Here is a 24,715-nt window from a genome sequence, read left to right as displayed (position 1 = left end):
GATGCGACATCATGCCTCATCCGCCTTGCCTGCAGTATCGTCTAGCGAACTGTTGCGCGGCAGCCAAACCCCTACCAAGCCTAAAGTCGCCGATAACTCATAGGGAGCAGTAAATTGCGCAGCTTCCCCAATATTGGTGCAATGCAGCTATTCGAGCCAGACCCTCGCGGAAGATTTGACCGACTCTTCACGCTGGCATATGGCGAAATTGAAAAAAGAAATTCGATGGGGGGACGGTCTGAAATGCTGCATCTCCCTGTCGCGACGTAATTTTATTACGTTTTAAGAAGCCATGCTTGCGCCGCATGGTTGCCCCGTCTGGAGAGGGGCTCTGATAGGAGACCGACGTGTCGATGAATGTTTCCCTTGATTCACAGGGCATTGAAACCAATGCCCGGATCTATTCCAATCTTGGCCGGTCGCAGCTGGTGGAACACGCGCTGAGGAATGGCGAAGGCAAGCTGGCAGCCGATGGCCCGCTGGTCGTCGACACGGGCCGCTTCACCGGTCGCAGCGTCAAGGACAAGTTCGTCGTCAAGGACGCGATGACCGCTGACACGATCAACTGGGGAAAGATCAACCAGCCGATGAGCGAAGAGCATTTCGCCAATCTCAAGGCTGACTTCATGGAAGCGCTTAAAGGTCAGGACGAGCTTTACGTCGCCGACCTGTTCGGCGGTTCGCAGCCCGAATATCGCGTCAACGTGCGCGTCATCAACCAGATGGCCTGGCACAATCTGTTCATACGCACCCTGCTGGTCCGCCCGACCGCGGAAGAGCTGGCGGATTTCGTGCCCGAATACACTATCATCAACCTGCCCAGCTTCAAGGCCGATCCGGCCCGTCACGGCAGCGTTTCGGATACGATGATCGCGGTCAGCTTCACCGAAAAGCTGATCCTGATCGCCAACACCGAATATTCGGGCGAGATGAAGAAGGGCGTGTTCGGCCTTTTGAACTACCTGCTTCCCGAACAGGGCGTTATGCCGATGCATTGCTCCGCCAATGTCGGCGCAGACGGCAAGACCGCGATCTTCTTTGGCCTGTCGGGCACCGGCAAGACGACGCTTTCGGCCGATGCCAGCCGCACGCTGATCGGCGACGATGAACATGGCTGGTCGGACGACGCGGTCTTCAACTTCGAAGGCGGCTGCTATGCGAAGATGATCGACCTCTCCGAAGAGGGTGAGCCGGAAATCTACGCCACGACCAAGATGTTCGGCACGATCCTCGAAAATGTCGCCATGGACGAAGAGACGCGCCAGATCGACTTCACCGACACGTCGAAGACCGAGAACACGCGCGGCGCCTATCCGATCGAGTTCATTCCCAACACGTCGGAAAAGAACCTCGGCCCGGTCCCGTCGAACGTCATCATGCTGACCGCCGACGCATTCGGCGTGCTGCCCCCGATCGCGCGGCTCACGCCCGATCAGGCGATGTATTACTTCCTGTCGGGCTATACCGCGAAGGTTGCCGGCACCGAAATCGGCGTGACCGAGCCGGAAGCCACCTTCTCGACCTGCTTTGGCGCGCCCTTCATGCCGCGTCACCCAAGCGTTTATGGCAATCTTCTGAAGGAACGCATCGCACAGGGCGGCGCGCAGTGCTGGCTGGTCAACACCGGCTGGACCGGCGGGAAGTACGGCACTGGCAGCCGCATGCCGATCAAGGTGACCCGCGCGCTGCTCAACGCCGCGCTCGACGGTTCGCTCAATGATGTCGAATTCCGCAAGGACCCGAACTTCGGCTTTGAAGTTCCGGTCGCGGTTCCGGGCGTCGAAAGCACGATCCTCGACCCGCGCGCGACTTGGGCGGACAAGGACGAATATGACGCGACCGCGCACAAGCTCGTGCAGCTGTTCGTCGACAATTTCGGCCAGTTCGAAAACCATGTCGACGAAGGGGTGCGTCAGGCAGCTCCGACTGCGGCCTGATCGGGCCTAGTCACTTGCTGAAATGACATGGGCACCCCGGGCCGGATCGGCTCGGGGTGCCTTTTGTCCGGTTCATCCCGTCTACAAACTGTCATTGTCATTTGCGATGATGGGGCGGGGCGGTGCACTCTGCCGCGCACTGATCAACCGCACAGGGGACCGCATCTTGGCTTTATTCGATTCTCTTCTCGGCCAGTTGGCCAGCGACTCGCCCGATGTCGACAATCTGGCGCGCAAGGTCGGGTTGGACCCGGCCATGACCGAAAAAGCGATTGCCGCTCTGGGGCAGGCGCATCAGCAGCCCGGCGACACGGTGGAGCTCGCATCGGCCAAGACCGGGCTCGACACCAACATGCTCTCGACCATCGTGCAGCAGATCGGCGGAGAGGGCAGCCTCGCCCATTTCGCGCAAATGTTGCAGGATAATCCGCAGGCTGCGGGCCTGCTTGAAATGCTCGACTTCGACAAGGACGGCAATCCGCTCGACGATATCGCGGGCATGGCGTCGAAGTTCTTCGGCAAGTCATAAGGCGCTTTGCCTCGGCCAGCGCGCACGCTATGCGCGGGGCATGGGTGATCTTGCTTTATCGCTGATGGTGCTTTGCGCCGCCGCCATGCTGGGCGGCGCGTTTTTCGCGTTTCGGCGCGGGGATGCAAAGCGTGCGGTGCTGATGCTGGTGCTCGCCATCGTGATCGCGGCCAATGTCGCGATCTGGACGATACCCGGCCCTGACGGCACCGCGACGCTGGCCGATGTGCCGGGCGACGATCTCACCGCCCAGCCCGAAGGCTAGTCCTCGATCTCCATCCCGCCCTTGAACAGGGCGATGGCGCGGCCCTGCACGGGCTGCTTGTCGAACGGGGTGTTGCCCGCCTGCGCCGCCATGCGGTCGGAATCGACGATCCACGGGCGGTCGGCGTCGATGACGGCGATGTCCGCCTCGTATCCCTCGACCAGTCGTCCCGCTTCCACGCCCAGGATCCTTGCCGGGTTCACGCAGAGCAATTGCGCCATGCGCGCCATGTCGATCACCCCATCGCGCACGAGCGACAGGGTCAGCGGCAGCAGCGTTTCGGCCCCCGCCATGCCGGGCGCGGCATCGGCGAAGGGCAGGCGCTTGTCTTCCGGCCCGCGCGGATCGTGACCCGATGCGACCACGTCGATGGTGCCATCGGCCAGCGCCTCGCGCACCGCCTTGCGGTCGTCCTCGCTGCGCAGCGGAGGCGACAGGCGGGTGAAGGTGAGGAAGCCCGCGGTCGCCACGTCGGACAGCATGAAATGGGCCGGCGTCACGCCGCAGGTCACATTGACCCCGCGTGCCTTCGCCTTGCGGACGAGATCCAGCCCGCCCTTGGTTGTGACCTGCCGGATATGCAGATGCGCCCCGGCAATTTCGGCCAAGGTAAGATCGCGCATGATGGCCAGCGTTTCCGCTTCGGACGGGGCGCTGGGCAGGCCCTGCCGGGTCGCGATCTCGCCCTGCGTGGCGACAGCGTCGCCGGCCAGACCCGCATCTTCGGCGTGGGAGATGAAGGGCAGGCCCAGCATGGCCGCATATTGCAGCACGCGGAACATGGTGCCCGAATCCGCGATCCACTGGCGGCCCGAAGACACGGCGCGCGCGCCTGCTTCCTGCATCAGGGCGAGTTCGGGCAGTTCCTCGCCCTTCAGCCCGCGCGTGGCGGCGGCGATGGGGTGGACCCAGAAATCGGGCTTGCCATAGCTGGCGGCGAACCGGACGCGGGCCGGGTAATCCAGCGGCGGCGGCTGGTCGGGCATCAGCGCGGCACGGGTGATGCCGCCGAAATGAAAAGCGGGCTTGTCGATCTCGAACACGCCAAGGTCGATGATGCCGGGCATGACGATCTTGCCCTTGGCGTCCAGCGTGCGGTCGCCGTCCTGCGCGGAGAGGTCACCGACCGCGACGATACGGTCGCGTTCGCAGCGGATCGCGCCGGGGGCGGGCGGCCCGTCGCCCGACAGGATCTGGCCGCCGGTGATGGTGAGTGGCTGGCGCGGCATCATAGCGGCGCCCCCCATCCTTCGACCCCGCGCACGCGGCGCGTCAGCACGTCGAGGCAGGCCATGCGCAGGGCGACGCCCATCTCTACCTGGCGGGTGATTGCGGATCGCTCCAGCATGTCGGCGACCGAGCTGTCGATCTCAACCCCCCGGTTCATGGGCCCGGGATGCATGACCAGTGCATGGGGCGCGGCCAGTTTCAGCCGCTCTGGGGTCAACCCGAACAAATGGCGATATTCGCGGGCCGAGGGGATGAAGGGGCCGCTCATGCGCTCCATCTGGATGCGGAGCATCATGACCACGTCGACCCCGTCGATCGCCTGATTGAAATCGGTAAAGGGCGTGACGCGCATGCGTTCGATGTCATATGGCATCAGCGCGGGCGGTGCGCAGACGCGCACCTCTGCCCCCAGCGCGGTCAGCAGCAATATGTTCGAACGCGCCACGCGGCTGTGGCGAATATCGCCGCAGATCACGATCTTCAGCCCGACGAATTCTTCCTTCGCCACCGGGCATGCGCCGCTGCGCAGCCAGTCGCGCAGGGTCAGCGCATCGAGCAGCGCCTGTGTCGGATGTTCGTGCTGCCCGTCGCCCGCGTTCAGCACGGGGCAGGCGACCTTGTCCGCGATCAGCTGAGTCGCGCCCGACGATGCATGACGGATCACGATGGCATCGGCGCGCATGGCGTTGAGCGTCGTTGCCGTGTCGATCAGCGTCTCGCCCTTTTTCACGCTGCTGGTCGCGGCGTGCATATTGACGACGTCCGCGCCCAGCCGCTTGCCCGCGATTTCGAACGACAGCAGCGTACGGGTCGAGTTTTCGAAGAAGGCATTGATGATCGTGAGGCCCGCCAGCGCGTCATTGTGCTTGAGCGGACTGCGGTTCAATTTCACCCATTGCTCGGCCTCATCCAGAAGATAGAGGATCTGCCACGGAGCCAGCGGCGCGATGCCGATAAGGTCCTTGTGCGGGAACGCTTCGCCGCCAGCGGGATAGCTGCGGGAAGAAGAGGTGGGCGTTGCTGTCATTGCTGAAGACAGGCCTGTAATTGCACCGCGCGCCCACGGCAAGACCGCGAAGGCCCCGAAATGGCCACAGGCACGAAGTTTCGCATTTGCAGCGCGTGCCTCTCGGGCCTAACCTCTTGGCAATGCAAGGGTGCTATCGGACGCGCCCACGAAAGGAATTTGAATGGCGTTCGCGCGCAAGGTCTGGAAACTGCTCGTCGCGATAAAGGACGGGCTGGTTCTGCTGTTCATGCTGATCTTCTTTGGCGCACTTTACGCCGTGCTCAGCTATCGGCCCCTGCCGGCGACAGTGAACGAAGGGGCGCTGCTGGTAAAGCTGGACGGCGTTGTGGTCGAAGAGCCCGCGCCGGTCGATCCGCTCGCCCTGTTCTTTTCCAGCCGCGCGCCAATACGCGAACATCGCTTGCGCGACGTGGTGCGCGCGATCGAGGGCGCGGCGACAGACGACCGCATCGACGCGGTCGTCATCGACATGGGCTATTTCCTCGGCGCGGGCCAATCCACGATCTCCCGCATTGGCGAGGCGATGGACAAGGTGCGCGCCGCAAAGAAACCGGTGCTGACCCATGCGCTGTTCTATGCCGACGACGGCGTGCAGCTTGCCAGCCACGCCAGCGAGATATGGGTCGACCCCATGGGCGGCGCGATCGCGGCGGGGCCGGGGGGCAGCCAGCTTTATTACAAGGGGCTGATCGACCGGCTGGCGGTCAGTGCGCATGTTTATCGCGTCGGCACCTACAAGAACGCGGTCGAACCCTATCTGCTCAGCGAACCGTCGCCCGCCTCGCGTGAGGCGACGCAGGCGCTCTATTCCGCGCTTTGGGAAAATTGGCGCGACGAGGTGGCCAAGGCGCGGCCCAAGGCGAAAGTCGATGCGCTGATCGGCGATGCCGCAGGCATGGTGCGCGCCAACGGCGGCATGGCCGAAGCGGCACTGGCGTCTGGCCTTGTCGACCATATCGGCACGCGCGAACAATTCGCCGACCACGTGGCCGAAATCGTGGGTGAGGAGGACACCGACGATGGCCTGCCGTTCTATGCCAATACCGAATATGAAAGCTGGCTTGAAGCAGAGCCAATGAAACACGAGGGCGATGCTGTCGGTGTCATCACCGTTTCGGGCGCGATCACCGATGGAGAATCGGGCAGCGGTTCGGCAGGCGCCGACACGATCGCCAACGTGCTGGACAAGGCGCTGAACGATGATCTGGCCGCGCTGGTCGTGCGGGTCGATTCGCCCGGCGGCACGGTGACGGGCGCAGACCGCATCCGGCAGGCGATCCTGCGGCATAAGGAGCGGGGTATCCCGATCATCGTGTCGATGGGCGATCTGGCGGCCAGTGGCGGTTACTGGATCTCGACCACGGGCGACACGATCTTTGCCGAACCCGATACGATCACCGGATCGATCGGCATTTTCCTCGTTCTTCCCAGTTTCGAGGGCACGCTGCAAAAGGTCGGCGTCAATGCCGCGGGATATCAGACGACGCCGCTATCGGGGCAGCCCGACATATTGGGCGGGGTTTCGCCCGAAATGGACGCGCTGCTGCAGGCGCAGGTTGATACGGGATATGAACGCTTCACGAAGCTCGTCTCCGAAAGCCGCGACATCCCGCTGTCGAAAATGGAGACCATTGCCGAGGGCCGGGTCTGGGATGGCGGCACCGCGCGTCAGCTGGGGTTGGTCGACCGGTTCGGTAATCTCGACGACGCCATCGCCTTTGCCGCGAAGCAGGCGGGGCTGGCCGATGGCGACTGGCATGCCGAATATCTGGAGCCCGAACCCGATCCGCTGACCGAATTCTTCAACAGCTGGGCGCATTCGGATGCAGAGCCCGACGCGGGTGAGGCGGACATGCTGGGCCTGATCGCGGCGCGGCGCGATGCGACCGCGGGACGCATGGCGAGCGATCTCGATCGCCTGCTGGGCCGCCCGCGGATCGAGGCTCGCTGCCTCGAATGTCCGGTGCCGATGAACGCGCGCGCTCCGAAAGGGAGCGAATCGCTATGGCAGACGGTCGCCGCGCGTCTCTTTGATTAAGCGCGGCGTGCCCTGCCTGATCAGATAGAAGGCGCTTCCGGGATGCCGGGGTCGGGCTGGTCGAAATCGGGGGCCGGTTCCTCGATCTCACCGGGGCCGCCGGGCTCTCCCGGTCGTTCGGGCGGACTTTCCAGAGGCTCTGGCGTGGCCGGAGTCTCCGGGGGAGAGCCGGGTTCGATGATGTCGGGCCCCGGTATGTTCGGGTCGATGTTCGGGTTGGTCGCCATAATGGTGAAACATAGCACAAACATATTCGATCCGCGCATGTTTTGGCGCTAACCTCAAGCTTTGCGCCCCAATGCGCTTGCTCTTTCACCGATGCTTCGATAGAGGCCCGCGAGCCTTTGAATCCCGCCCGCCATGTCGGCGCGGGGCGACGCGGGCGTGGCGGAACTGGTAGACGCGCCAGATTTAGGTTCTGGTATCGCAAGATGTGGGGGTTCGAGTCCCTTCGCCCGCACCAGGCCCAGCCCACGCGCCACCCGCGGCCCCGTGCAGCCTGGCGACGCAACCCATAACACGTCAGCGACGCCTGAAAGAGATATCATGCAGATTTCAGAGACCAAGAACGACGGGCTTGCCCGCGCTTACACCGTCACCATCCCCGCGGCCGAGATTTCGGGCGCCGTGGACGCCGAGATCAAGAAGATCGCTCCGCAGGTGCGCATGCCCGGCTTCCGCCCCGGCAAGGTTCCGGCCAATCTCGTCAAGAAGATGCACGGCGAGGCGATCCACGCCGACGTGCTGAACAAGACCGTCCGCGAAAGCGTCGACAAGGTGATGGCCGAAAACAAGCTGCGTCCCGCGATGCAGCCCGCCGTCTCGCTGGGCGAGGATTATGAAGAAGGCAAGGACGCCGAAGTTTCGATCGAGCTGGAAATCCTGCCCGAGATCGAAACGCCGAGCATCGATGGCCTGAAGCTCGAAAAGCTGGTCGTTCCGGTCGAGGACAGCGCCGTCGACGAGGCGGTCGAGAATTTCGCTTCGCAGCAGAAGAGCTTTGAAGACGCCAAGAAGACGCACAAGGCCGCCGAAGGCGACCAGCTGATCATCGACTTCGTCGGCAAGCTTGACGGGGAAGAGTTCGAAGGCGGCAAGGCCGAGGACGCGCCGCTGGAAATCGGCTCGGGCCGTTTCATCCCCGGTTTCGAGGAGCAGCTGACCGGCGTGAAGACGGGCGATGAAAAGACCATCACCGTGACCTTCCCCGAAGACTATCCGGCCGAGCATCTCGCCGGCAAGGAAGCCACTTTCGATGTGACCGTGAAGGCCGTGAAGGTCGCCGCCGAAACCAAGATCGACGACGAGTTCGCCAAGTCGCTCGGCCTCGAAGGTCTCGACAAGCTCAAGGAACTGCTGAAGGGCCAGCTCCAGCAGGAAACCGAGGGCCTGACCCGCACGCAGATGAAGCGTCAGCTTCTTGACCAGCTTGCCGCAGGGCACGATTTCGCTGTCCCCGGCCAGATGGTCGAGGCCGAGTTCGGCCAGATCTGGCAGCAGCTCCAGCAGGAAGCCGTTCGCGAGGAAGATCCCGAAGCGGCGCTGAAGGAAATCGAGGACGAGAAGGACGATTACCGCAAGATCGCCGAGCGCCGCGTGCGTCTTGGCCTGCTGCTTTCGGAAATCGGCCAGGCCAATGGCGTGGAAGTCAGCAGCCAGGAAATGAACATGCTCCTGCAGCAGGCAGCGCAGCAGTATCGCCCCGAAGACCGCCAGCGCTTCGTCGAATATGTCCAGTCCGAGCCGATGGCCGCCGCCCAGTTGCGCGCCCCGCTCTATGAGGACAAGGTCGTCGACTTCCTGTTCGACAAGGCCGAGGTTACCGAGCGTGAAGTGACCAAGGAAGAGCTGCAGGCCGCCATCGAAGCCGAGGAAGGCGAAGAGGCGAAGCCGGCTGCGAAGAAGGCTCCGGCCAAGAAGCCCGCTGCGAAGAAGGCCCCGGCCAAGAAGGCTGCGGACAAGGCTGACGAAGCCGAAGGCGAAGAAAAGCCTGCGGCCAAGAAGGCTCCGGCGAAGAAGCCTGCTGCCAAGAAGGCCCCGGCCAAGAAGGCAGAAGGCGAGACCGCCGAGAAGAAGCCTGCTGCGAAGAAGGCTCCTGCCAAGAAGCCTGCCGCCAAGAAGGCACCGGCCAAGAAGGCCGACGCCGAATAAGGCTTCGCTCCAAGCGAATTCAGGGCCGCGGGGGACTATCCTTCCCCGCGGCCCTTTTCGTTGGTTTACAGTTTCGGCGTGGGGACCGTGGCGGTGCGGACCGCTTCGAATGCGGCACCGGCGCGCAGCACGGCGGCATCGTCCCAGCGGTCGCCAAGGATCGAAAGCCCGACCGGCAGGCCCTTTACGCCGCCCATGGGGACGGACAGATGCGGCGTGCCCGAAACGGCGGCCAGAGTGCCGGTGCCGATCGAGCCTTTGAAATTATCGCCAAGGATCGGATCGGTCAGCCACGCAGGACCCGTCGTCGGCGCGATCAGGAAGCGCACGTCATTGTCGGTCAGCAGCTTCTTCAGCCCCTTGTCATAGGCGAGGCGCAGCGATGTTTCGCGCGACTGGGCTAGCATGGCATCGTCGGTCATGGTCTCTGCCATCTCGAAGATCGACTGGTCGAACACGGCCATTTCCTCATCCGCATGCGCCTTGTTGAAGGCGATCGCATCGGCAAGGCTGCGGATCGGAATATCGGCAGGCGATCCGGCGAGATAGGCGCCAAGGTCAGCGCGCAATTCGTGTAGCAGCACCATGAACTCGGCCCCGCCCAGCGCTTCGGGTTCCTCGTAATCGATCTCAACGATTTCGGCGCCTGCCGCTTTCATGTCAGCGACGGCCTGTTCGAACAGGGCGGTCACGTCACGGTTGTCGCCAATCTGGTTTTTCATGACACCGATCCGCACGCCCTGAAGGCTGGCGTCCGGAAGCCCGGCGGTGAAATCGGTGATATGCGCATTGGCCTCTGCCGTGGCGGGATCGGCCGGATCGCTGCCCGCGATGGCGTTCAGCAGCAGCGCCGCATCGGCGACGCTGCGCGCCATGGGGCCAGCGGTATCCTGCGAATGGCTGATCGGCACGACATGGGTGCGGCTGACAAGGCCCACCGTGGGCTTGAAACCGACCACGCCATTGACGCTGGCGGGGCAGGTGATCGATCCGTCGGTCTCGGTCCCGATGGCGGCCCAGGACAGGCTGGCGGCCACGGCCGCGCCGCTTCCCGATGAAGAGCCGCAGGCATTGCGGCCCGTCAAATGCGGGTTTTTCGTAAATCCGCCCACGCCGCTCCACCCGCTGACCGAATAGAAGCTGCGGATATTGGCCCATTCGGACAGGTTGGTCTTGCCCAGCACCACGCCGCCCGCCGCGCGCAGATTGGCGATCAGCGGCGCGTCGCGGCCCGTGGCGTTACCGGCCAGCGCGATGCTGCCGGCGGTGGTGGGCAGTTCGCTGGTCTCGACATTATCCTTCACCAGCACGGTGCGTCCGGCGAGCGGCAGGCCTGCATCGCGGGCGGCCTTTGCCTGCGCCACGGCATCGGGATTGGTGGCGATTACGGCGTTCAGCGTCGGTCCGGCATCGTCATAGGCTGCGATCCGGCCGAGATAGGCGGCAGCGCATGACGGACCTCCAGCGCAGCCATCGGTGCTGGCCAGTGCCTCTGGTGCAGGCGGTGTGGATGCCAACGGCGTGGATGTCATCGGCGGCTGGGCCGTGGCGCAGGCGGAAAGTGCCGCAGCTAGGGGGAGGGTGAGGGCGGCGTGGCGCGGGCGGCGGCGCGCGGTCGTTCTGATGTCCATGGCGGCGCAGATTGGCGAGCGTTCAGACGCTGTGCAAGCGCGAAGACGTCATGCTGCAAGTTGCGGGTGATTCGCATGTAGGGCGGTGAAAATCGCTCATGGCCCGACCGAACAGCACCGGCAAAAATCGTCGCAACTGCGTCACCGGCGTAACGTGAAGGGCCCGGCTGTAACCTTGCAATCGCAGTTTGTCGCATCGTGTCGCATCTGCGGGGCTGCTTATTGCCAAGGGGCGGTGCGGTGATTCAACACCGTCTCACGCAGCGGGCCGCCGGCTCCAATTGTTGCAAATTCTGGCACTACCCAAGCTTAAAGGGACAATCGCAATGAGCGCACATCACGGTAGCGGCCTTGCCGAAGACCTTGAACGGATCGAGCGCATCCGCCTTGGCCGCAGGCGCGCGCTGGGCCTGATCGGCGCAGGCGGCGGCGCGCTGGTGCTGGCAGGCTGCGGCGGGGGCGAGACCTCGTCTTCTTCCAGCAGCTCGGTCACGGTAGGCACGGGCTCCTCCTCCTCGTCATCGTCGTCGAGCGGGTCGAGCAGCTCGTCCTCTTCGTCATCGGGCAGCACCTGCACCGCCTATGCGACCGAAACGCGCGGCCCCTATCCCGGCGACGGCACCAACCAGTCGAGCGGCGAAACATCCAACGTGCTGACCGAAAGCGGCATCGTGCGTTCGGACATTCGTTCGAGCTTCCTCAGCTCGACCACGACGGCAGCGGGGATCGCGGTCACCTTCACCATCACGCTGGCTGACGTGAATGACAGCTGCAACGCGCTGGAAGGCTATGCCATTTATCTTTGGCACTGCGACGCGGACGGCAATTACTCGCTCTACAGCGAACCAGGCGAGAGCTATTTGCGCGGCGTGCAGGTGACCGACGAGAACGGGCAGGTCACTTTCACCACGATCTTCCCGGGCTGCTATGACGGGCGCTATCCGCACATGCATTTCGAGGTCTACTCCTCGATCGACAAGGCCACCAACGGGTCATACGCGCTGCTCGTTTCGCAGTTCGCGATGGAAGCCGATGCCTGCGACGATGTCTATGCGACCAGCACCTATTCGACCAGCAAGAGCAATTTCGCCAAGATCACCACGGCCAGCGACAATGTCTTTGGCGACAATAGCGACGCCCAGATCGAGGCGATGACCGTGCTGTTCGATGGCAATACCACCGACGGCTATACCGCGACGGCCACCGTCGGCATCGCGACCTGAGAATACCGAGACGGTCGGCATCGCGGGCGGAGCGAAGCCACACTCACGTACGGTCGTGATGCCGGCCCAACACATAAGCCCCCGTCAGAGGGGCTCCCTGCCCCCCGGTATCTACCGAATGAGGGCGGCGCCCCGGCGGTCAGTCCCCCGCCGGGGCGCTTGGCGTCAGCCGTGCAGGCCTGCGCGCTGGCGATTTTTGTCCCGCTGCGCGCCGCTTATCCCCGGTGTCCACGCTTGCGTGATTAACGGGGTTGAACATGCGCCGGGTAGGCCCGACATAGGCCTTTCCAGTCATTCAGAGGATTTCATGAACCAGATCGGGAACATGCGGGTCGACCCCGAAACCGGCGCACTCGTGCCCGTCGTCGTCGAGCAGACCAGCCGCGGCGAACGCAGCTTCGACATCTTCTCGCGCCTGCTGCGCGAGCGTATCGTCTTCGTCACCGGACAGGTCGAGGACAACATGGCCTCGCTCATCGTGGCGCAGCTGCTTTTCCTTGAATCGGAAGACAGCACCAAGGACATCTCGATGTACATCAACTCGCCGGGCGGTGTCGTCACGGCGGGCATGGCGATCCATGACACCATGCAGTACATCAAGCCGCGCGTTTCGACCGTGTGCATCGGTCAGGCCGCATCCATGGGCAGCTTCCTGCTGGCCGCGGGCGAACCGGGCATGCGCATCGCGCTTCCCAATGCGCGCATCATGATCCACCAGCCTTCGGGCGGTGCACAGGGCATGGCCTCGGACATCGAGATCCAGGCCCGCGAGATCCTGCGCATCCGCCGCCGCATGAACGACCTGTACGTGAAGTACACCGGCAAGGCGCTCGACGATATCGAGAAGGCGATGGACCGCGACACCTTCCTCGAAGCCGAGGAAGCCAGGGAATTCGGCCTTGTCGACAAGGTCTTCGCCACGCGCGCCGATACGGCGGCCGAGGGCTGATTATCGGGAAGAAGGAGGGGACGGGATCGCCCGTTCCCTCTGCCCGAATGATCCGCATGGGCTATGGCGCAATGCGGATCGCACGGTCATGATCCGTGAAGCATAGGCTTTAAGCCAACATACAGGGCGTGTCATTTATGCACTGTATGAACGAAACCCGTGCCCGATACGGTTGATTCTCGATAATCGACGCGTAAATTCAAGAATGGCCCGAATCTTCGGGCGCTTTATGAGACAGATATGACCAAAGTGAGCGGATCGGACAGCAAGAGCACCCTTTACTGCAGCTTCTGCGGGAAGTCGCAGCACGAGGTGCGCAAGCTGATTGCCGGACCCACCGTCTTCATTTGCGACGAATGTGTCGAACTGTGCAACGACATCATCCGCGAAGAGACGAAGGCCGGCATCGCAGGCAAGAAGGACGCAGGGGTTCCCCCGCCGATCGAGATCTTCGAGACTCTCAACGATTACGTGATCGGCCAGGACCGGGCGAAGCGCGTGCTTTCTGTCGCCGTCCACAACCATTACAAGCGCCTGCGCCACTCGGGCAAATCGACCGATGTGGAACTGGCGAAGTCGAACATCCTGCTGGTGGGGCCCACCGGTTCGGGCAAGACGCTGCTGGCCCAGACGCTGGCGCGCACTTTCGACGTGCCCTTCACCATGGCCGACGCCACCACGCTGACCGAAGCGGGCTACGTGGGCGAGGACGTGGAGAACATCATCCTCAAGCTGCTGCAGGCCTCCGACTATAATGTCGAAAAGGCGCAGCATGGCATCGTCTACATCGACGAGATCGACAAGATCACGCGCAAGGCCGAAAATCCCTCGATCACCCGCGACGTTTCGGGTGAGGGCGTGCAGCAGGCGCTGCTAAAGCTGATGGAAGGCACCACCGCTTCCGTCCCGCCGCAGGGTGGGCGCAAGCATCCGCAGCAGGAATTCCTGCAGGTCGACACGACGAACATCCTGTTCATTTGTGGCGGTGCGTTTGCGGGTCTTGAAAAGCTGATTTCGGATCGCCTGCAAAAGCGTTCGATCGGTTTCGGCGCGCATGTCGCCGACCCGGAAAAGCGCCAAATCGGCGAGCTGCTGTCCAAGGCAGAGCCGGAAGATCTGTTGAAGTTCGGCCTGATCCCCGAATTTGTCGGCCGTCTGCCCGTCATCGCGACGCTGGAAGACCTCGACGTCGAGGCGCTGGTCAAGATCCTCAAGGAGCCCAAGAACGCGCTGGTCAAGCAGTACCAGAAGCTGTTCGAGCTCGAGGACGTGCAGCTGACCTTCACCGACGAGGCGCTGGAAGCGGTCGCTGGCAAGGCGATCAAGCGCAAGACCGGCGCGCGCGGCCTGCGTTCGATTGTTGAGGCGATCCTGCTCGACACCATGTTCGACCTGCCGACGCTGGAAGGCGTGACCGAGGTCGTGGTGGACAAGGAAGTGGTCGAGGGCCGCAAGGAACCGATCCAGGTCCACAAGGGCAAGGAAGCCGCGGCCTGATCCGCGCTTACGGCAAGGAAAACATGATGGCGGGGACGAGCGATCGTCCCCGCCATTTTCTTTTCGTCTGCGGGCGCAACCGCTGGCGCAGCCCCACGGCGGAGGCGATCTTCGCGGGACGGGGCGGATTGCTGACGATGTCGGCGGGGCTGTCACCTGATGCAGAGGTGCCGATCGACGCCGATCTTGTAAGCTGGGCTGACCGCATTTTCGTGATGGAACGAAGCCAGCTGCGAAAGTTGAAGCGTCAATTCGGCGCGCTGCTTGCCGAACGGCGCGTCGTCAGCCTCGACATCCCCGACCGCTACCGCTTCATGGAACCGGCACTGGTCGATCAGCTAGAGCGCAAGATGCGGCCTTTCCTGCGCTAGCGACTAAACCGTCGCCGCATCTTCCAGCGCGCAACCGTTTTCCGCCGCCATCTCCACCTGAAATGTCGCGTGGTGAATGCTGAAATCATGGTCGAGCCGGTGGGCGAGGCCGTGGAGGAATGCATCGCCCGGATGCCCGCCGGGCATCACCAGATGCGCGGTCAGCGCGGTTTCGGTCGTGCTCATTGGCCAGATATGCAGGTCATGAACCGCCGCCACGCCCTCGGCGCTTTCCAGCGTCGCGCGCACTTTTGCCACGTCGATCCCGTCGGGCACGGCCAGCAGGCCCATCTTCACCGAATCCTTCAAAAGCCCCCATGTGCCGACCGCAATGATCGCGACGATGACCAGCCCGGCGACGGGGTCGATCCAGTTCAGTCCCGTCAGCGCGATCAGCAGCCCGGCGACCACCACGCCCGCCGAAACCGCGGCATCGGCAGCCATGTGCAGATAGGCCCCGCGGATGTTGAGATCGTCATCCTTGCCGCGCATGAACAATAGCGCGGTCGCGGTATTGATGATGATGCCGATCCCGGCCACGATCATCACCGCGCCCGGCTCCACGGGCGCGGGGTCGAACAGGCGGCGCAAAGTCTCGATCGCGATCGCACCCAGCGCCACCAGCAGCAGCGCGGCATTGGCCATGGCGGCGAGGATCGAGCTGGATTTCAGCCCATAGGTGAATTTTTCCGAAGGCGGCCTGCGCGCGGCCGCACTCGCCCCCCAGGCAATGAGCAGGGAGAGCACGTCCGACAGATTGTGCCCGGCATCGGCGACAAGCGCCATGGAGCCGAACACGAAGCCTGCGCCTGCCTCGACCACGACGAACCCGGTATTGAGCACGACACCGATGGCAAAGGCGCGGTCGAAACTGGCCGGAGCGTGATTATGCCCGTGCCCATGATCGTGTGAATGTCCGTGACCCATGGGCGCGACTCTAGCGGCTTTGCAGCATGAAGAAAGGGGCTGCGCACGTGCGTTGCAAAAATGCCGCAATGGCGAAAAAAGGGGCATCTTTGCGGCATGTGCGAACGGTCGCGAATGATCGCAAATTTTCACGCAATGTAAGGAAAACTGCGGAGTCGCGCCATTTGTATCAGTGTGTCGCAGGTGAATCCGGTTTCGATTGTCACTTGCTCGTCACAAATGACGTCTTATGGCGCATTGCAACAAGGCCGTGATTTACAGGGGCGGCCTTGGGGATCGTCGAAATCAATTTTCAGGGACAAATCACCCATGAAGAAATTCCTTCTGTGCAGCTCTGCGATCGCCGCGATCGCGCTGCCGGCAACTGCCCACGCGCAGTCGACTGGCTCGCTTGACTTTGAAGACAGCGAAATCGTTGTCACCGGGACCGTCGCATCCGACGTCGCTGGCGTCGAAATTCCCGACAGCCCGAAGGCCAAGGTCGAGATCAGCTCGGAAATCATCCAGCGCCAGATTCCCGGCCAGACCATCAACGACACGCTGAACCTGGTTCCGGGCGTCAGCTTCACCAACAACGACCCGTTCGGTTCGTTGGGCGGCAGCTTCACTGTCCGTGGCTTTGGCGCAGACCGTATTTCGCAGACGCTCGACGGCATTCCGCTGAACGACTCGGGTGGCTATGCACTCTATACCAACCAGATGCTCGACCCCGAGATCATCGAGGCGGCGACCGTCAGCCTCGGTTCTACCGACGTCGACAGCCCGACCGCTTCGGCAGCCGGCGGCACGATCAACATCCGTTCGAAGATGCCCGATAATGATTTCGGCGTCACCACCGTCCTGACCTATGGCGACATCATTGCACGCGGCAATGACGTCAGCCGCATGATGTATCGCGGCTTTATCAAGGTCGAGACCGGCGAAATCACCCCGGGTGGCCTTAAGGCCTATTTCACGGCTTCGACCACGCAGAATGATTCGACCTTCTCGAACTACGGCGGCGTGAAGAAGCAGCAGTACAACGGTAAGATCTACCAGCCGCTGGGCGACAATGGCGACTTCATCGCGGTTGCAGGCCACTACAACCAGAACCGCAACAACTTCAACGGTTCGCCGGCGCGCTATTCCGATCCCGACACCTACGGCATCCAGGACCCGGCCGATCGTTTCTACGATCTGTACGATGGCACTCCCTGCAGCACCGACGAGCCTGAAGCGGGCGTCGCCGATAGCCCCAACAGCTGCGGTTCGCCGTTCGAGCGTCGTTTCAACCCGTCGAACACCGGCAACATCCGTGCAAATGCACGTTTCACGCTGAGCGACAAGCTCGTCCTGACCGTCGACCCGAGCTACCAGTACGTGAAGGCCAATGGCGGCGGCACCTCGTCGGGCGGTTATGAATATGCCGATCCGACGACTGGCCTGCTAGGCCAGATCGATGGCAGCTATTACGCCGGTGTCGATCTCAATGGCGATGGTGACACGCTTGATCGCGTTCGCATCCTGACCCCGAGCCAGACGCAGACCGACCGTTTCGTGGTCATCGCGAACCTTGCTTACGAGCTGAACGACTTCAATCGTTTCCGTCTGTCGTACACGTTCGACCACGCCGACCACCGCCAGACCGGCCAGGCTGGCCTGCTGCAGCGGAACGGTGTTCCCTATGACGTGTTCCCGGTCAACGATCCGATCGTCGCGGCCAACGGGCTGGTCCTGAACAAGCGTGACCGCAAGTCGGTTGCGATGCTGAACCAGGTAGCTGGTGAATATCGCGGCGAGTTCGGTGACCTGACAGTCCTTGTCGGTGCGCGCATGCCGTTCTTCGAGCGCAAGCTCGACCAGCGCTGCTACAACCTTGGCCCGGACGACGGCTACGGCGATTGCATCGCTGCGGCTGACGCGGCGATCTATGAAGCTGCATATCCCGACAGCGCGCTTCCGGAAAAGCGTACCCGCAAGTACGACAAGTTCCTGCCGAGCGCTGGCCTGACTTATAACTTCACGCCTGAAGCCAGCGTCTTCGTCAGCTATGCCAAGAACCTCTCGGTTCCGGGCACTGACACGCTCTACGGTTCGCTCTATTACGACGAAACCGATCCGCGTGCGAACCCGACGCCGGAAACCTCGGATGCATTCGATGTCGGCCTTCGCTTCCAGTCGAACAAAATTCAGGCGCAGATCGCTGGTTGGTACTCCAAGTACAACAACCGCCTGATCTCGGTCTATTATGCAGAGTGTGACTGCTCGGTAAGCTACAACCTCGGCACCGTCGACAAGTACGGTATCGATGGCTCGATCGCCTACAAGCCCATCGATGCGCTGACTGTCTATGCCTTCGGTTCGTGGCAGAAGTCGGAAATCAAGGATGACGTTGTCACCTCGACCGAGACTTATGCGACCGCTGGCAAGCGCGAAGCAGGTGCTCCGAAGTATATGATCGGTGGCCGTATCCAGGGCGATCTGGGTCCGGTGCAACTGGGCGCGCAGGCAAAGCGTACCGGTATGCGTTACCTGAACGACATCAACACCGTGACCCTGCCGGGTTATACCACGGTCGATGCAGACATCCGCGTGAACCTGGGCTATTTCGAGGAAAATCTCGACAAGGCCTACCTGCAGTTCAACGTCACCAACATCTTCGACGAGGTTTACATCGGTTCCGCTTCGGGCGGTCTGACCACCCCGTCGAGCTATGTGAACATCGGCGCTCCGCGCGCGTTCACGGCGTCGCTGATCTGGGGCTTCTGATAGCTTCAGACCTACAGACAGACAAAAAGGGCGGCGGCATCCGAAAGGGTGCCGCCGCCTTTTTTACGTTCCGTGATTGCCACCGTTACTCATAAACGCAGGCATCCAGCCCGTCGCGGCCCACGACCCCGATCCGGGCAGAGATCGTATTGCCATGACGGCGCAGCCAGCCCGACGGGTTCACCACGGACCGTTTCTTCGGCAAGGGAAGGGCAGCTGCCATGCGCGCAGCCTCGATGCGGGAAAGATTATCGGCGGAATGCTTGAAATAGCGCTGCGCCCCGGCCTCGGCGCCATAGGTGCCGATCCCGGTTTCCGCGACATTGAGATAGACCTCCATGATCCGCCGCTTGCCCCAGATCTGTTCGATCAGCACGGTGAACCAGGCCTCCATCCCCTTTCGGAAATAGCCGCCGTTCTGCCACAGGAAGACATTCTTCGCGGTCTGCTGGCTGATCGTCGACCCGCCGCGGATACGCCCGCCTTGCGCGTTCTGGACCATTGCCTTGGCGATGGCGGTGCGGTCGAAACCGTCATGTTCGCAGAACTTTGAATCCTCGGACGCGATCACCGCACGCACCAGATTGCGGTCGATATTGTCCAGCGGCTCCCAATCCTTCGTGATACCCTTGTCGTCGGCCAGCATGGTGATGGTCACCGGCACCGGCACCACGGCGTAGATCGCGACCCAGCCGATTGAGACGACAAGGAAGATGAGCAGCGCCTTCAGCGCCCAGATGGTGAGGCGTCGGGGGAGGGGACGTTTCGCGCCTGCGCGGGTCTTTCGTTTGGCCATGTCCGTGATTTAGGTACGAACCGACCCCTTCGGCAAGCGGCTCACGAAAAAGGGCGGCAGACCTAAAGCCTGCCGCCCTTATCATTTTCCGTGACCTGTCGGGCGCTTACGCCATTGCCGGGCTCATCCGGTCCTCGACAATGCGGTTCATCGCCTTCTGGATCTTCTCGAACGCGCGCACCTCGATCTGGCGGATGCGTTCGCGGCTGACGTCGTAAACCTGCGAAAGCTCTTCCAGCGTCTGCGGGTCGTCGGTCAGGCGGCGTTCGGTCAGGATGTGCTTTTCGCGGTCGTTCAGCACGTCCATCGCCTCGACCAGCATGTCGTGGCGAACCTGCTTTTCTTCGGCGTCGGCCACCGTTTCGTCCTGCAGCGGGCGATCATCGGTCAGCCAATCCTGCCACTGGCCCGAACCTTCCTCGTCCGAACGCATGGAAACGTTCAGCGAAGCATCGCCGCCCATCATCATGCGGCGGTTCATGTTGATGACTTCCTGCTCGGGCACGCCCAGATCGGTCGCGATCTTGGTCACGTCCTCGACGCTGAGGTCGGTGTCTTCATAGGCCTCGAGCTGCTTCTTCATCCGGCGCAGGTTGAAGAACAGCTTCTTCTGCGCGGCGGTCGTGCCCATCTTTACCAGGCTCCACGAACGCAGGATGAATTCCTGGATCGAAGCCTTGATCCACCACATCGCATAGGTGGCGAGGCGGAAGCCGCGATCGGGCTCGAACTTCTTCACGCCCTGCATCAGGCCGACATTGCCTTCGGAGATGAGATCGGAAACCGGCAGGCCATAGCCGCGGTAACCCATGGCGATTTTCGCCACGAGTCGCAGGTGGCTCGTCACCATCTGGGCGGCTGCCTCGGGATCGTCATGCTCGGCATAGCGCTTGGCGAGCATATATTCCTGCTCAGCCGTAAGCACCGGGAATTTCTTGATTTCCGACAAATAGCGATTGAGGCTCTGCTCACCGCCGAGGGCCGGAACTGTGGGTCTTGCGTTGGTCACGTCTCTTGAACCTTTCTGTCTGTCGGCCCATGTAAGCAGACCCCTGCTGGGCATCTGCCGCTTAAGGCCACAATGGTCTTATAGGCGGATATTTCCCGTTTTGTCCTTTGATTCTCTCAATCAGAACGAGAGAGTGTTTCGATCAGTTCCAGCATGTCATGCGGAATATCGCTGGAAAAATGCACCCGGTCGCCAGTCACGGGATGAATGAAGCCCAGCACGGCGGCGTGAAGCGCCTGACGCTGAAAGGATAATCGGCCAAGGATCGGCCTGAATCGGGAATCGGATCGCCCATATATCGGATCCCCTAATAGCGCATGGCCGATTGACGACATGTGAACGCGGATCTGGTGGGTTCTGCCTGTTTCCAGCGTGCATTCGATCAACGCCGCGCCTTTCAGATCCTGCAGCGTGCGATAATGGGTGACGGCGTGCTTGCCGCGCGTTTCATCATCGCCCAGCACCGCCATTTTCTTGCGGTCCTTGTTGCTCCTGCCGATGCGGCCCTGGATCGTGCCGGATGCCGGGTCCGGGTGACCCTTGACCACGGCGCGATAGGCGCGCTCGATCGAGTGGTCCGCGAATTGCCTTGCCAGCCCCTCATGCGCGGCATCGCTTTTGGCGGCGACCAACAGGCCCGAGGTGTCCTTGTCGATCCGGTGCACGATGCCCGGCCGCGCCACGCCGCCGATGCCCGACAATTGACCTCCGCTATTATGGGCACAATGCCACAGCAGCGCATTGACCAGAGTGCCATCGGGATTGCCCGCGGCGGGGTGCACGACCATGCCTGCGGGCTTGTCGATCACGATCAGGTGCTCGTCCTCGAACACCACCTTCAGCGGGATGTCCTGTGGGATCGCCTCTGCCGGGGCGGGGGAGGGGACTTCGATGGTGAATTCGGCTTGGGTCGCCAATTTGGCGGAGCCGGATTTGACCGGCTTGCCGCCGACCAGCACCGCGCCATCGCCGATCAACGCCTTCACCCGCTCACGCGAAAGGCCGCTCGCCGCGCTCAAAGCCTTGTCGAGCCGTTCGCCAGCCGGAATGGTGCCCGTGATCGTTTCCCCGCCATCGTCGGCGGACAGATCATCGTCGCTATCGTCAACTGGACCCCCCATGCTAGGCAAGATGGGTGCTTGAACTCACCCTGACAAGCGGCGTCACGGGCGTCATCGCGAAAGCGGCGGAAAAAGCCGCGCCACAAGAGGCTTGCGGCCTGCTGCTGGGCCGCGGCGCCTGCATTTCGGAGGTGCGCGAGACCGTCAATGTGGCCGATGAGCCGGAGCGGCATTTCGAGATCGACCCCGTCGCCCTGATCGCTGCGCACAAGGATGCGCGGGCAGGCGGGCCTCAGATCATCGGCTATTTCCATTCGCACCCGAAAGGCCCGGCCCTGCCATCGGCAACGGACAGCGCCATGGCCGCGCCCGATGGCCGGGTCTGGGCCATCGTGGGAGAAAGCGGCGATATCGGCTGGTTCATCAGCGGCAGTGACGGTTTCACCGCAATCAGCCCCCGGATCGACGCATCAAGCGGCTGAAATCCGCGAATTGCCGGTGGATGGCGCCAATGGGCGCTTTACCGGGGGAATCATCTGCGGTTATGCCCGCAGCCGTCATGACAGACCAATCCATACAGCTCGCCAGCCTGATCGCATCGCGCCTGTGCCACGATCTGCTGTCCCCCGTCGGCGGCATGACCAATGGCATCGAATTGCTGCAGGACGAAACCGATCCTGCCATGCGCGAACAGTGCATCGACCTCCTTGCGCAGGGTGCACGGCGCACCGCCACGCGGCTGCGCTATTTCCGACTGGCGTTCGGCGCGGCAGGCGGGTTTGACGATCTGCTGCCGGTGGCAGAGATCAAGGAGCTGGTGCTGGCGCAGGCGGCAGAGGGCCGCGACATCAAGGTCGAGTGGGTCGCCAATGCGGAAGGGTTCTCAAAGCCTGCGGCCAAGATCCTGCTGAACTTTGCGCTGATGGGGATCGAGGCGCTGCCGCGCGGCGGCACGCTGTCGGTCGCAGTGGAACAGCGCGGCGGCGAATATGAAATCGCCATCCGGGCCGAGGGGATGCGCATCGCCTTTGGCGAAGATGTCGGCAAGGCATTGGACGGCACCATCCCGACTGAAGAGCTTTCGGCGCATACCGTGCCCGCCGGGCTGTGCCGCATGATCGCGCAGCAGACCGGCGGCGGTATCCAGCATGCCAAGACGGAGGGCGCGCTGGTACTGGGCGCGGTTCTTCCCAATGGCTGACAAGGGCACTGGCAGCAATAAGCGCCCCGGGGACGAGCTTCCCCATGTGCGCGATTGCCCTTCGCCCAATTTCAACGACCGCGCGCTGCCCATCAGCATGGTCGTGCTCCACTACACCGATATGCCCGATGTGGAGGAAGCCATCGCCAAGATGTGCGACCCCGAAAGCAAGGTATCGGCCCATTACTGCATCACCCGCACCGGCGAGCTGGTGCGCCTGGTGGACGAGGACAAGCGCGCCTGGCACGCGGGGCGCTCGTTCTGGCGCGGCCATACCGATGTGAATTCGGCCAGCATCGGGATCGAGCTGGATAATCCCGGCCATACCTGGGGTTACGAGCCCTTTACCGAGCCACAGATGGAAACGCTGCTCATCCTGCTGGCCGATATCGTCAACCGCCACGATATCCCGCGCGCCAATGTCGTCGGTCATTCCGATGTCGCGCCGCAGAGGAAGGACGATCCGGGCGAACTCTTCAACTGGGCGCGTCTGGCCAAGCACCGCCTTGCCCTGCCGCGCCCGAATGTCGCGCTGGGCGACCCGTTCGAGAATGACGGGGCCTTCTTCCTTGCCATGGAGCGGTTCGGTTATGACATTTCCGATGGGCATGCGGCGGTAAAGGCGTTCCAGCGCCGTTTCCGCCCCGAATGCATCGACGGCGAAGTCGATGGTGAGATCCGCGCCCAGCTTTTCGCCCTGCTGCTTGACCGCGATAGGGGCGTTACCCGCTGATCCTCCTTGCACCGCCCCGGTTTCGCGCTAGATAGCGCGAGCGCCGGGGAGCCGGGCAGCCGCGTGGAGGGGTAACCCGAAGCGAGGAAAGTCCGGGCTCCACGAAACAAGGGTGGCGGGTAACGCCCGCCCGGCGAGGATACGATTCGCATCTGCGGGCGCGTCCGAAGCCGAGGGAAAGTGCCACAGAGAGCAAACCGCCGATGGAGGGTTCGCCCTCACAGGCAAGGGTGAAAGGGTGCGGTAAAAGCGCACCGGGGACGTGGCAACACGGACCGACTTGGCAAACCCCACCCGGAGCAAGACCGAATAGGGGCGGCGCGCCCGGCCGCAAGGCGCAGGGCAGGGGTGTTTCGCCCCGTGACCGCCCGGGTTGGTTGCTAGAGCCGTGCAGCAATGTGCGGCGCAGATGAATGGCTGCCCTTGCGGGGCTGGTGTTCGGGGCCTTGTGCCGCACGCATACCGCTCGCATGACAGAACCCGGCTTACAGGCTCCCCGGCGCAACTGCCTGCCCCGATTGTTACCTTGCGATACATCAGTTTTCGGGCACTCATGCTGCGCCGCAGCGTTGCATGACATGCAAGGCCAGTTGGCCTGTATCCGGACCATCCCCCGATCTGAATTGAGCAGCTTTTGTCCATCGAACATTTCTGGCCGCTATTGATCGCAGCCATCGTCGTCGGCCTGTCGAAAGGGGGCCTCGCCTCCATGGCGGCGATTGCCGTCCCCATGCTGGCGCTGGTGATGAACCCGGTGGAGGCGGCTGCGATCCTGCTGCCCGTCTTCATCGCGACCGACTGGATCGCGGTGTGGACCTATCGGCGCGAATTTTCGCTGACCAATATCAAGATACTGGTCCCCGGCATGATCGTGGGCACGATCACGGCGACGATCATAACCCCCTATACGCCCGAAAGCGCGCTGCTGATCTTCACCGGGGCGATCGGGCTTTGGTATTGCTGGCGCAGCTGGTTCACGAAAGGCGGCAAGAAAAAGCGTGAGCCCAAGGTGGGGCCGGGCCTGTTCTGGGGCTGGCTGACCGGGATCGCCAGCTTTATCACCCATTCCGGCGCGCCCCCGTCGCAGGCGTTTCTGCTGCCGCAAAAGATGAAGCGGCTGGAGTTTTCGGGCACCGTGGCCATCGCCTTTGCCATCGGCAATCTGGTCAAGCTGCCGGGCTATTACGTGCTGGGCCAACTCGACGATCTGCACTGGTCGACGACCGCGATCCTGATCGTGGCGGGCGCGGCCGGCGCGCTGGTGGGGCGCAAGCTGGTGAAGGCGCTGGACGAGGCCCTTTTCCGACGGATCGTAGAAGGGTTGCTGCTGATCCTGTCGGTGATCCTCGTCTTCAAGGGCGTGCGGATGGTCATGGGCTAACGCTGCCT

The 24,715-nt window shown here is 62.8% G+C and carries 22 protein-coding genes, 1 tRNA gene and 1 other RNA gene; 16 read left to right on the top strand and 8 right to left on the bottom strand.

Annotated features, from left to right (window positions below):
• Positions 1–353 precede the first annotated feature (353 nt).
• The 3 genes from A9D13_RS00975 (at position 354) to A9D13_RS00965 (ending at position 2,731) form a co-directional block, all read left to right on the top strand.
• Positions 354–1,937, top strand: a complete 1,584-nt coding sequence (locus A9D13_RS00975) for a phosphoenolpyruvate carboxykinase (RefSeq protein WP_066768820.1) — start codon at positions 354–356, stop codon at positions 1,935–1,937.
• Positions 1,938–2,103: 166 nt separating this feature from the next.
• Entirely contained in the window at positions 2,104–2,466 is a 363-nt protein-coding gene (locus tag A9D13_RS00970; protein WP_066769176.1) for a hypothetical protein, read from the top strand.
• A 40-nt stretch (positions 2,467–2,506) separates the two neighbouring features.
• Positions 2,507–2,731, top strand: a complete 225-nt coding sequence (locus A9D13_RS00965; protein ID WP_066768812.1) for a hypothetical protein — start codon at positions 2,507–2,509, stop codon at positions 2,729–2,731.
• Here the strand turns inward: A9D13_RS00965 and A9D13_RS00960 are convergent.
• Both A9D13_RS00960 and A9D13_RS00955 read right to left on the bottom strand, forming a co-directional pair.
• The gene (locus A9D13_RS00960) at positions 2,728–3,963 is read right to left on the bottom strand and encodes a dihydroorotase (RefSeq protein ID WP_066768810.1); all 1,236 of its coding nucleotides are present in this window, start codon (positions 3,961–3,963) and stop codon (positions 2,728–2,730) included. The genes A9D13_RS00965 and A9D13_RS00960 overlap by 4 nt on opposite strands.
• Positions 3,960–4,988: an aspartate carbamoyltransferase catalytic subunit gene (locus A9D13_RS00955; RefSeq protein WP_066768805.1), complete on the bottom strand. Its 1,029-nt coding sequence runs from the start codon at positions 4,986–4,988 to the stop codon at positions 3,960–3,962. Before A9D13_RS00955 ends, A9D13_RS00960 begins: the two co-directional genes overlap by 4 nt.
• A 163-nt stretch (positions 4,989–5,151) precedes the next feature.
• Here A9D13_RS00955 and sppA point away from each other — a divergent pair, with 163 nt between their 5' ends.
• The gene (gene sppA / locus A9D13_RS00950) at positions 5,152–7,029 is read left to right on the top strand and encodes a signal peptide peptidase SppA (protein WP_066768802.1); all 1,878 of its coding nucleotides are present in this window, start codon (positions 5,152–5,154) and stop codon (positions 7,027–7,029) included.
• A 20-nt stretch (positions 7,030–7,049) separates the two neighbouring features.
• On the opposite strand, the gene A9D13_RS00945 is transcribed toward sppA, so the two are convergent.
• Positions 7,050–7,295 (bottom strand): hypothetical protein, encoded by a 246-nt coding sequence (locus A9D13_RS00945; protein WP_373288769.1) that lies wholly within the window; start codon positions 7,293–7,295, stop codon positions 7,050–7,052.
• Between the two features lie 112 nt (positions 7,296–7,407).
• Here A9D13_RS00945 and A9D13_RS00940 point away from each other — a divergent pair.
• Both A9D13_RS00940 and tig read left to right on the top strand, forming a co-directional pair.
• Positions 7,408–7,492, top strand: a tRNA-Leu gene (locus A9D13_RS00940).
• A gap of 83 nt (positions 7,493–7,575) precedes the next feature.
• Positions 7,576–9,180 (top strand): trigger factor, encoded by a 1,605-nt coding sequence (tig, locus tag A9D13_RS00935; protein ID WP_066768794.1) that lies wholly within the window; start codon positions 7,576–7,578, stop codon positions 9,178–9,180.
• A 65-nt stretch (positions 9,181–9,245) separates the two neighbouring features.
• Here the strand turns inward: tig and A9D13_RS00930 are convergent, their stop codons facing one another.
• Positions 9,246–10,811 (bottom strand): amidase, encoded by a 1,566-nt coding sequence (locus A9D13_RS00930; RefSeq protein ID WP_066768791.1) that lies wholly within the window; start codon positions 10,809–10,811, stop codon positions 9,246–9,248.
• Positions 10,812–11,137: 326 nt separating this feature from the next.
• On the opposite strand from A9D13_RS00930, the gene A9D13_RS00925 reads away from it, so the two are divergent.
• From A9D13_RS00925 to A9D13_RS00910, 4 genes are all read left to right on the top strand, one after another.
• Positions 11,138–12,034: a dioxygenase family protein gene (locus A9D13_RS00925; protein WP_066768786.1), complete on the top strand. Its 897-nt coding sequence runs from the start codon at positions 11,138–11,140 to the stop codon at positions 12,032–12,034.
• Between the two features lie 307 nt (positions 12,035–12,341).
• The gene (gene clpP, locus A9D13_RS00920) at positions 12,342–12,983 is read left to right on the top strand and encodes an ATP-dependent Clp endopeptidase proteolytic subunit ClpP (protein WP_066768783.1); all 642 of its coding nucleotides are present in this window, start codon (positions 12,342–12,344) and stop codon (positions 12,981–12,983) included.
• 240 nt (positions 12,984–13,223) lie between these two features.
• Positions 13,224–14,480: an ATP-dependent Clp protease ATP-binding subunit ClpX gene (clpX, locus tag A9D13_RS00915; RefSeq protein WP_066768781.1), complete on the top strand. Its 1,257-nt coding sequence runs from the start codon at positions 13,224–13,226 to the stop codon at positions 14,478–14,480.
• 26 nt (positions 14,481–14,506) lie between these two features.
• Positions 14,507–14,851 (top strand): low molecular weight protein tyrosine phosphatase family protein, encoded by a 345-nt coding sequence (locus A9D13_RS00910; RefSeq protein WP_066769171.1) that lies wholly within the window; start codon positions 14,507–14,509, stop codon positions 14,849–14,851.
• A 3-nt stretch (positions 14,852–14,854) separates the two neighbouring features.
• Here A9D13_RS00910 and A9D13_RS00905 read toward each other — a convergent pair whose 3' ends face one another.
• The gene (locus tag A9D13_RS00905) at positions 14,855–15,778 is read right to left on the bottom strand and encodes a cation diffusion facilitator family transporter (RefSeq protein WP_066768779.1); all 924 of its coding nucleotides are present in this window, start codon (positions 15,776–15,778) and stop codon (positions 14,855–14,857) included.
• Between the two features lie 309 nt (positions 15,779–16,087).
• On the opposite strand from A9D13_RS00905, the gene A9D13_RS00900 reads away from it, so the two are divergent.
• Positions 16,088–18,526, top strand: coding sequence for a TonB-dependent receptor (locus A9D13_RS00900; RefSeq protein ID WP_066768776.1), 2,439 nt, complete (start codon positions 16,088–16,090; stop codon positions 18,524–18,526).
• Between the two features lie 85 nt (positions 18,527–18,611).
• Here A9D13_RS00900 and mtgA read toward each other — a convergent pair whose 3' ends face one another.
• From mtgA to A9D13_RS00885, 3 genes are all read right to left on the bottom strand, one after another.
• A complete protein-coding gene (gene mtgA, locus A9D13_RS00895) occupies positions 18,612–19,322 on the bottom strand; it encodes a monofunctional biosynthetic peptidoglycan transglycosylase (protein WP_066768769.1) in 711 nt (236 codons plus the stop codon).
• A 106-nt stretch (positions 19,323–19,428) separates the two neighbouring features.
• Positions 19,429–20,331, bottom strand: coding sequence for an RNA polymerase sigma factor RpoH (gene rpoH, locus A9D13_RS00890; RefSeq protein WP_268235852.1), 903 nt, complete (start codon positions 20,329–20,331; stop codon positions 19,429–19,431).
• A 116-nt stretch (positions 20,332–20,447) separates the two neighbouring features.
• Positions 20,448–21,452, bottom strand: a complete 1,005-nt coding sequence (locus A9D13_RS00885; RefSeq protein WP_066768764.1) for an RluA family pseudouridine synthase — start codon at positions 21,450–21,452, stop codon at positions 20,448–20,450.
• Positions 21,453–21,466: 14 nt separating this feature from the next.
• On the opposite strand from A9D13_RS00885, the gene A9D13_RS00880 reads away from it, so the two are divergent.
• The 5 genes from A9D13_RS00880 to A9D13_RS00860 all read left to right on the top strand — a co-directional run bounded on the left by A9D13_RS00880 (position 21,467) and on the right by A9D13_RS00860 (position 24,707).
• Entirely contained in the window at positions 21,467–21,874 is a 408-nt protein-coding gene (locus A9D13_RS00880; protein ID WP_229665533.1) for a M67 family metallopeptidase, read from the top strand.
• Between the two features lie 77 nt (positions 21,875–21,951).
• Complete coding sequence (locus A9D13_RS00875) at positions 21,952–22,593, top strand: histidine phosphotransferase family protein (RefSeq protein ID WP_066769167.1); 642 nt, start codon at positions 21,952–21,954, stop codon at positions 22,591–22,593.
• Positions 22,586–23,326 (top strand): N-acetylmuramoyl-L-alanine amidase, encoded by a 741-nt coding sequence (locus A9D13_RS00870; RefSeq protein ID WP_082922007.1) that lies wholly within the window; start codon positions 22,586–22,588, stop codon positions 23,324–23,326. Before A9D13_RS00875 ends, A9D13_RS00870 begins: the two co-directional genes overlap by 8 nt.
• 43 nt (positions 23,327–23,369) lie before the next feature.
• Positions 23,370–23,830: RNase P RNA component class A (gene rnpB, locus A9D13_RS00865), an RNA gene on the top strand.
• A gap of 130 nt (positions 23,831–23,960) precedes the next feature.
• On the top strand, positions 23,961–24,707 hold the full coding sequence (locus A9D13_RS00860; RefSeq protein ID WP_216635473.1) for a sulfite exporter TauE/SafE family protein: 747 nt from the start codon (positions 23,961–23,963) through the stop codon (positions 24,705–24,707).
• Positions 24,708–24,715: the final 8 nt, after the last annotated feature.

It is taken from the genome of Croceicoccus mobilis (assembly GCF_001661965.1).
In the GTDB taxonomy this organism is placed as follows: Bacteria; Pseudomonadota; Alphaproteobacteria; order Sphingomonadales; family Sphingomonadaceae; genus Croceicoccus; species Croceicoccus mobilis.
This window is presented reverse-complemented; position numbering and strand designations above follow the sequence as displayed.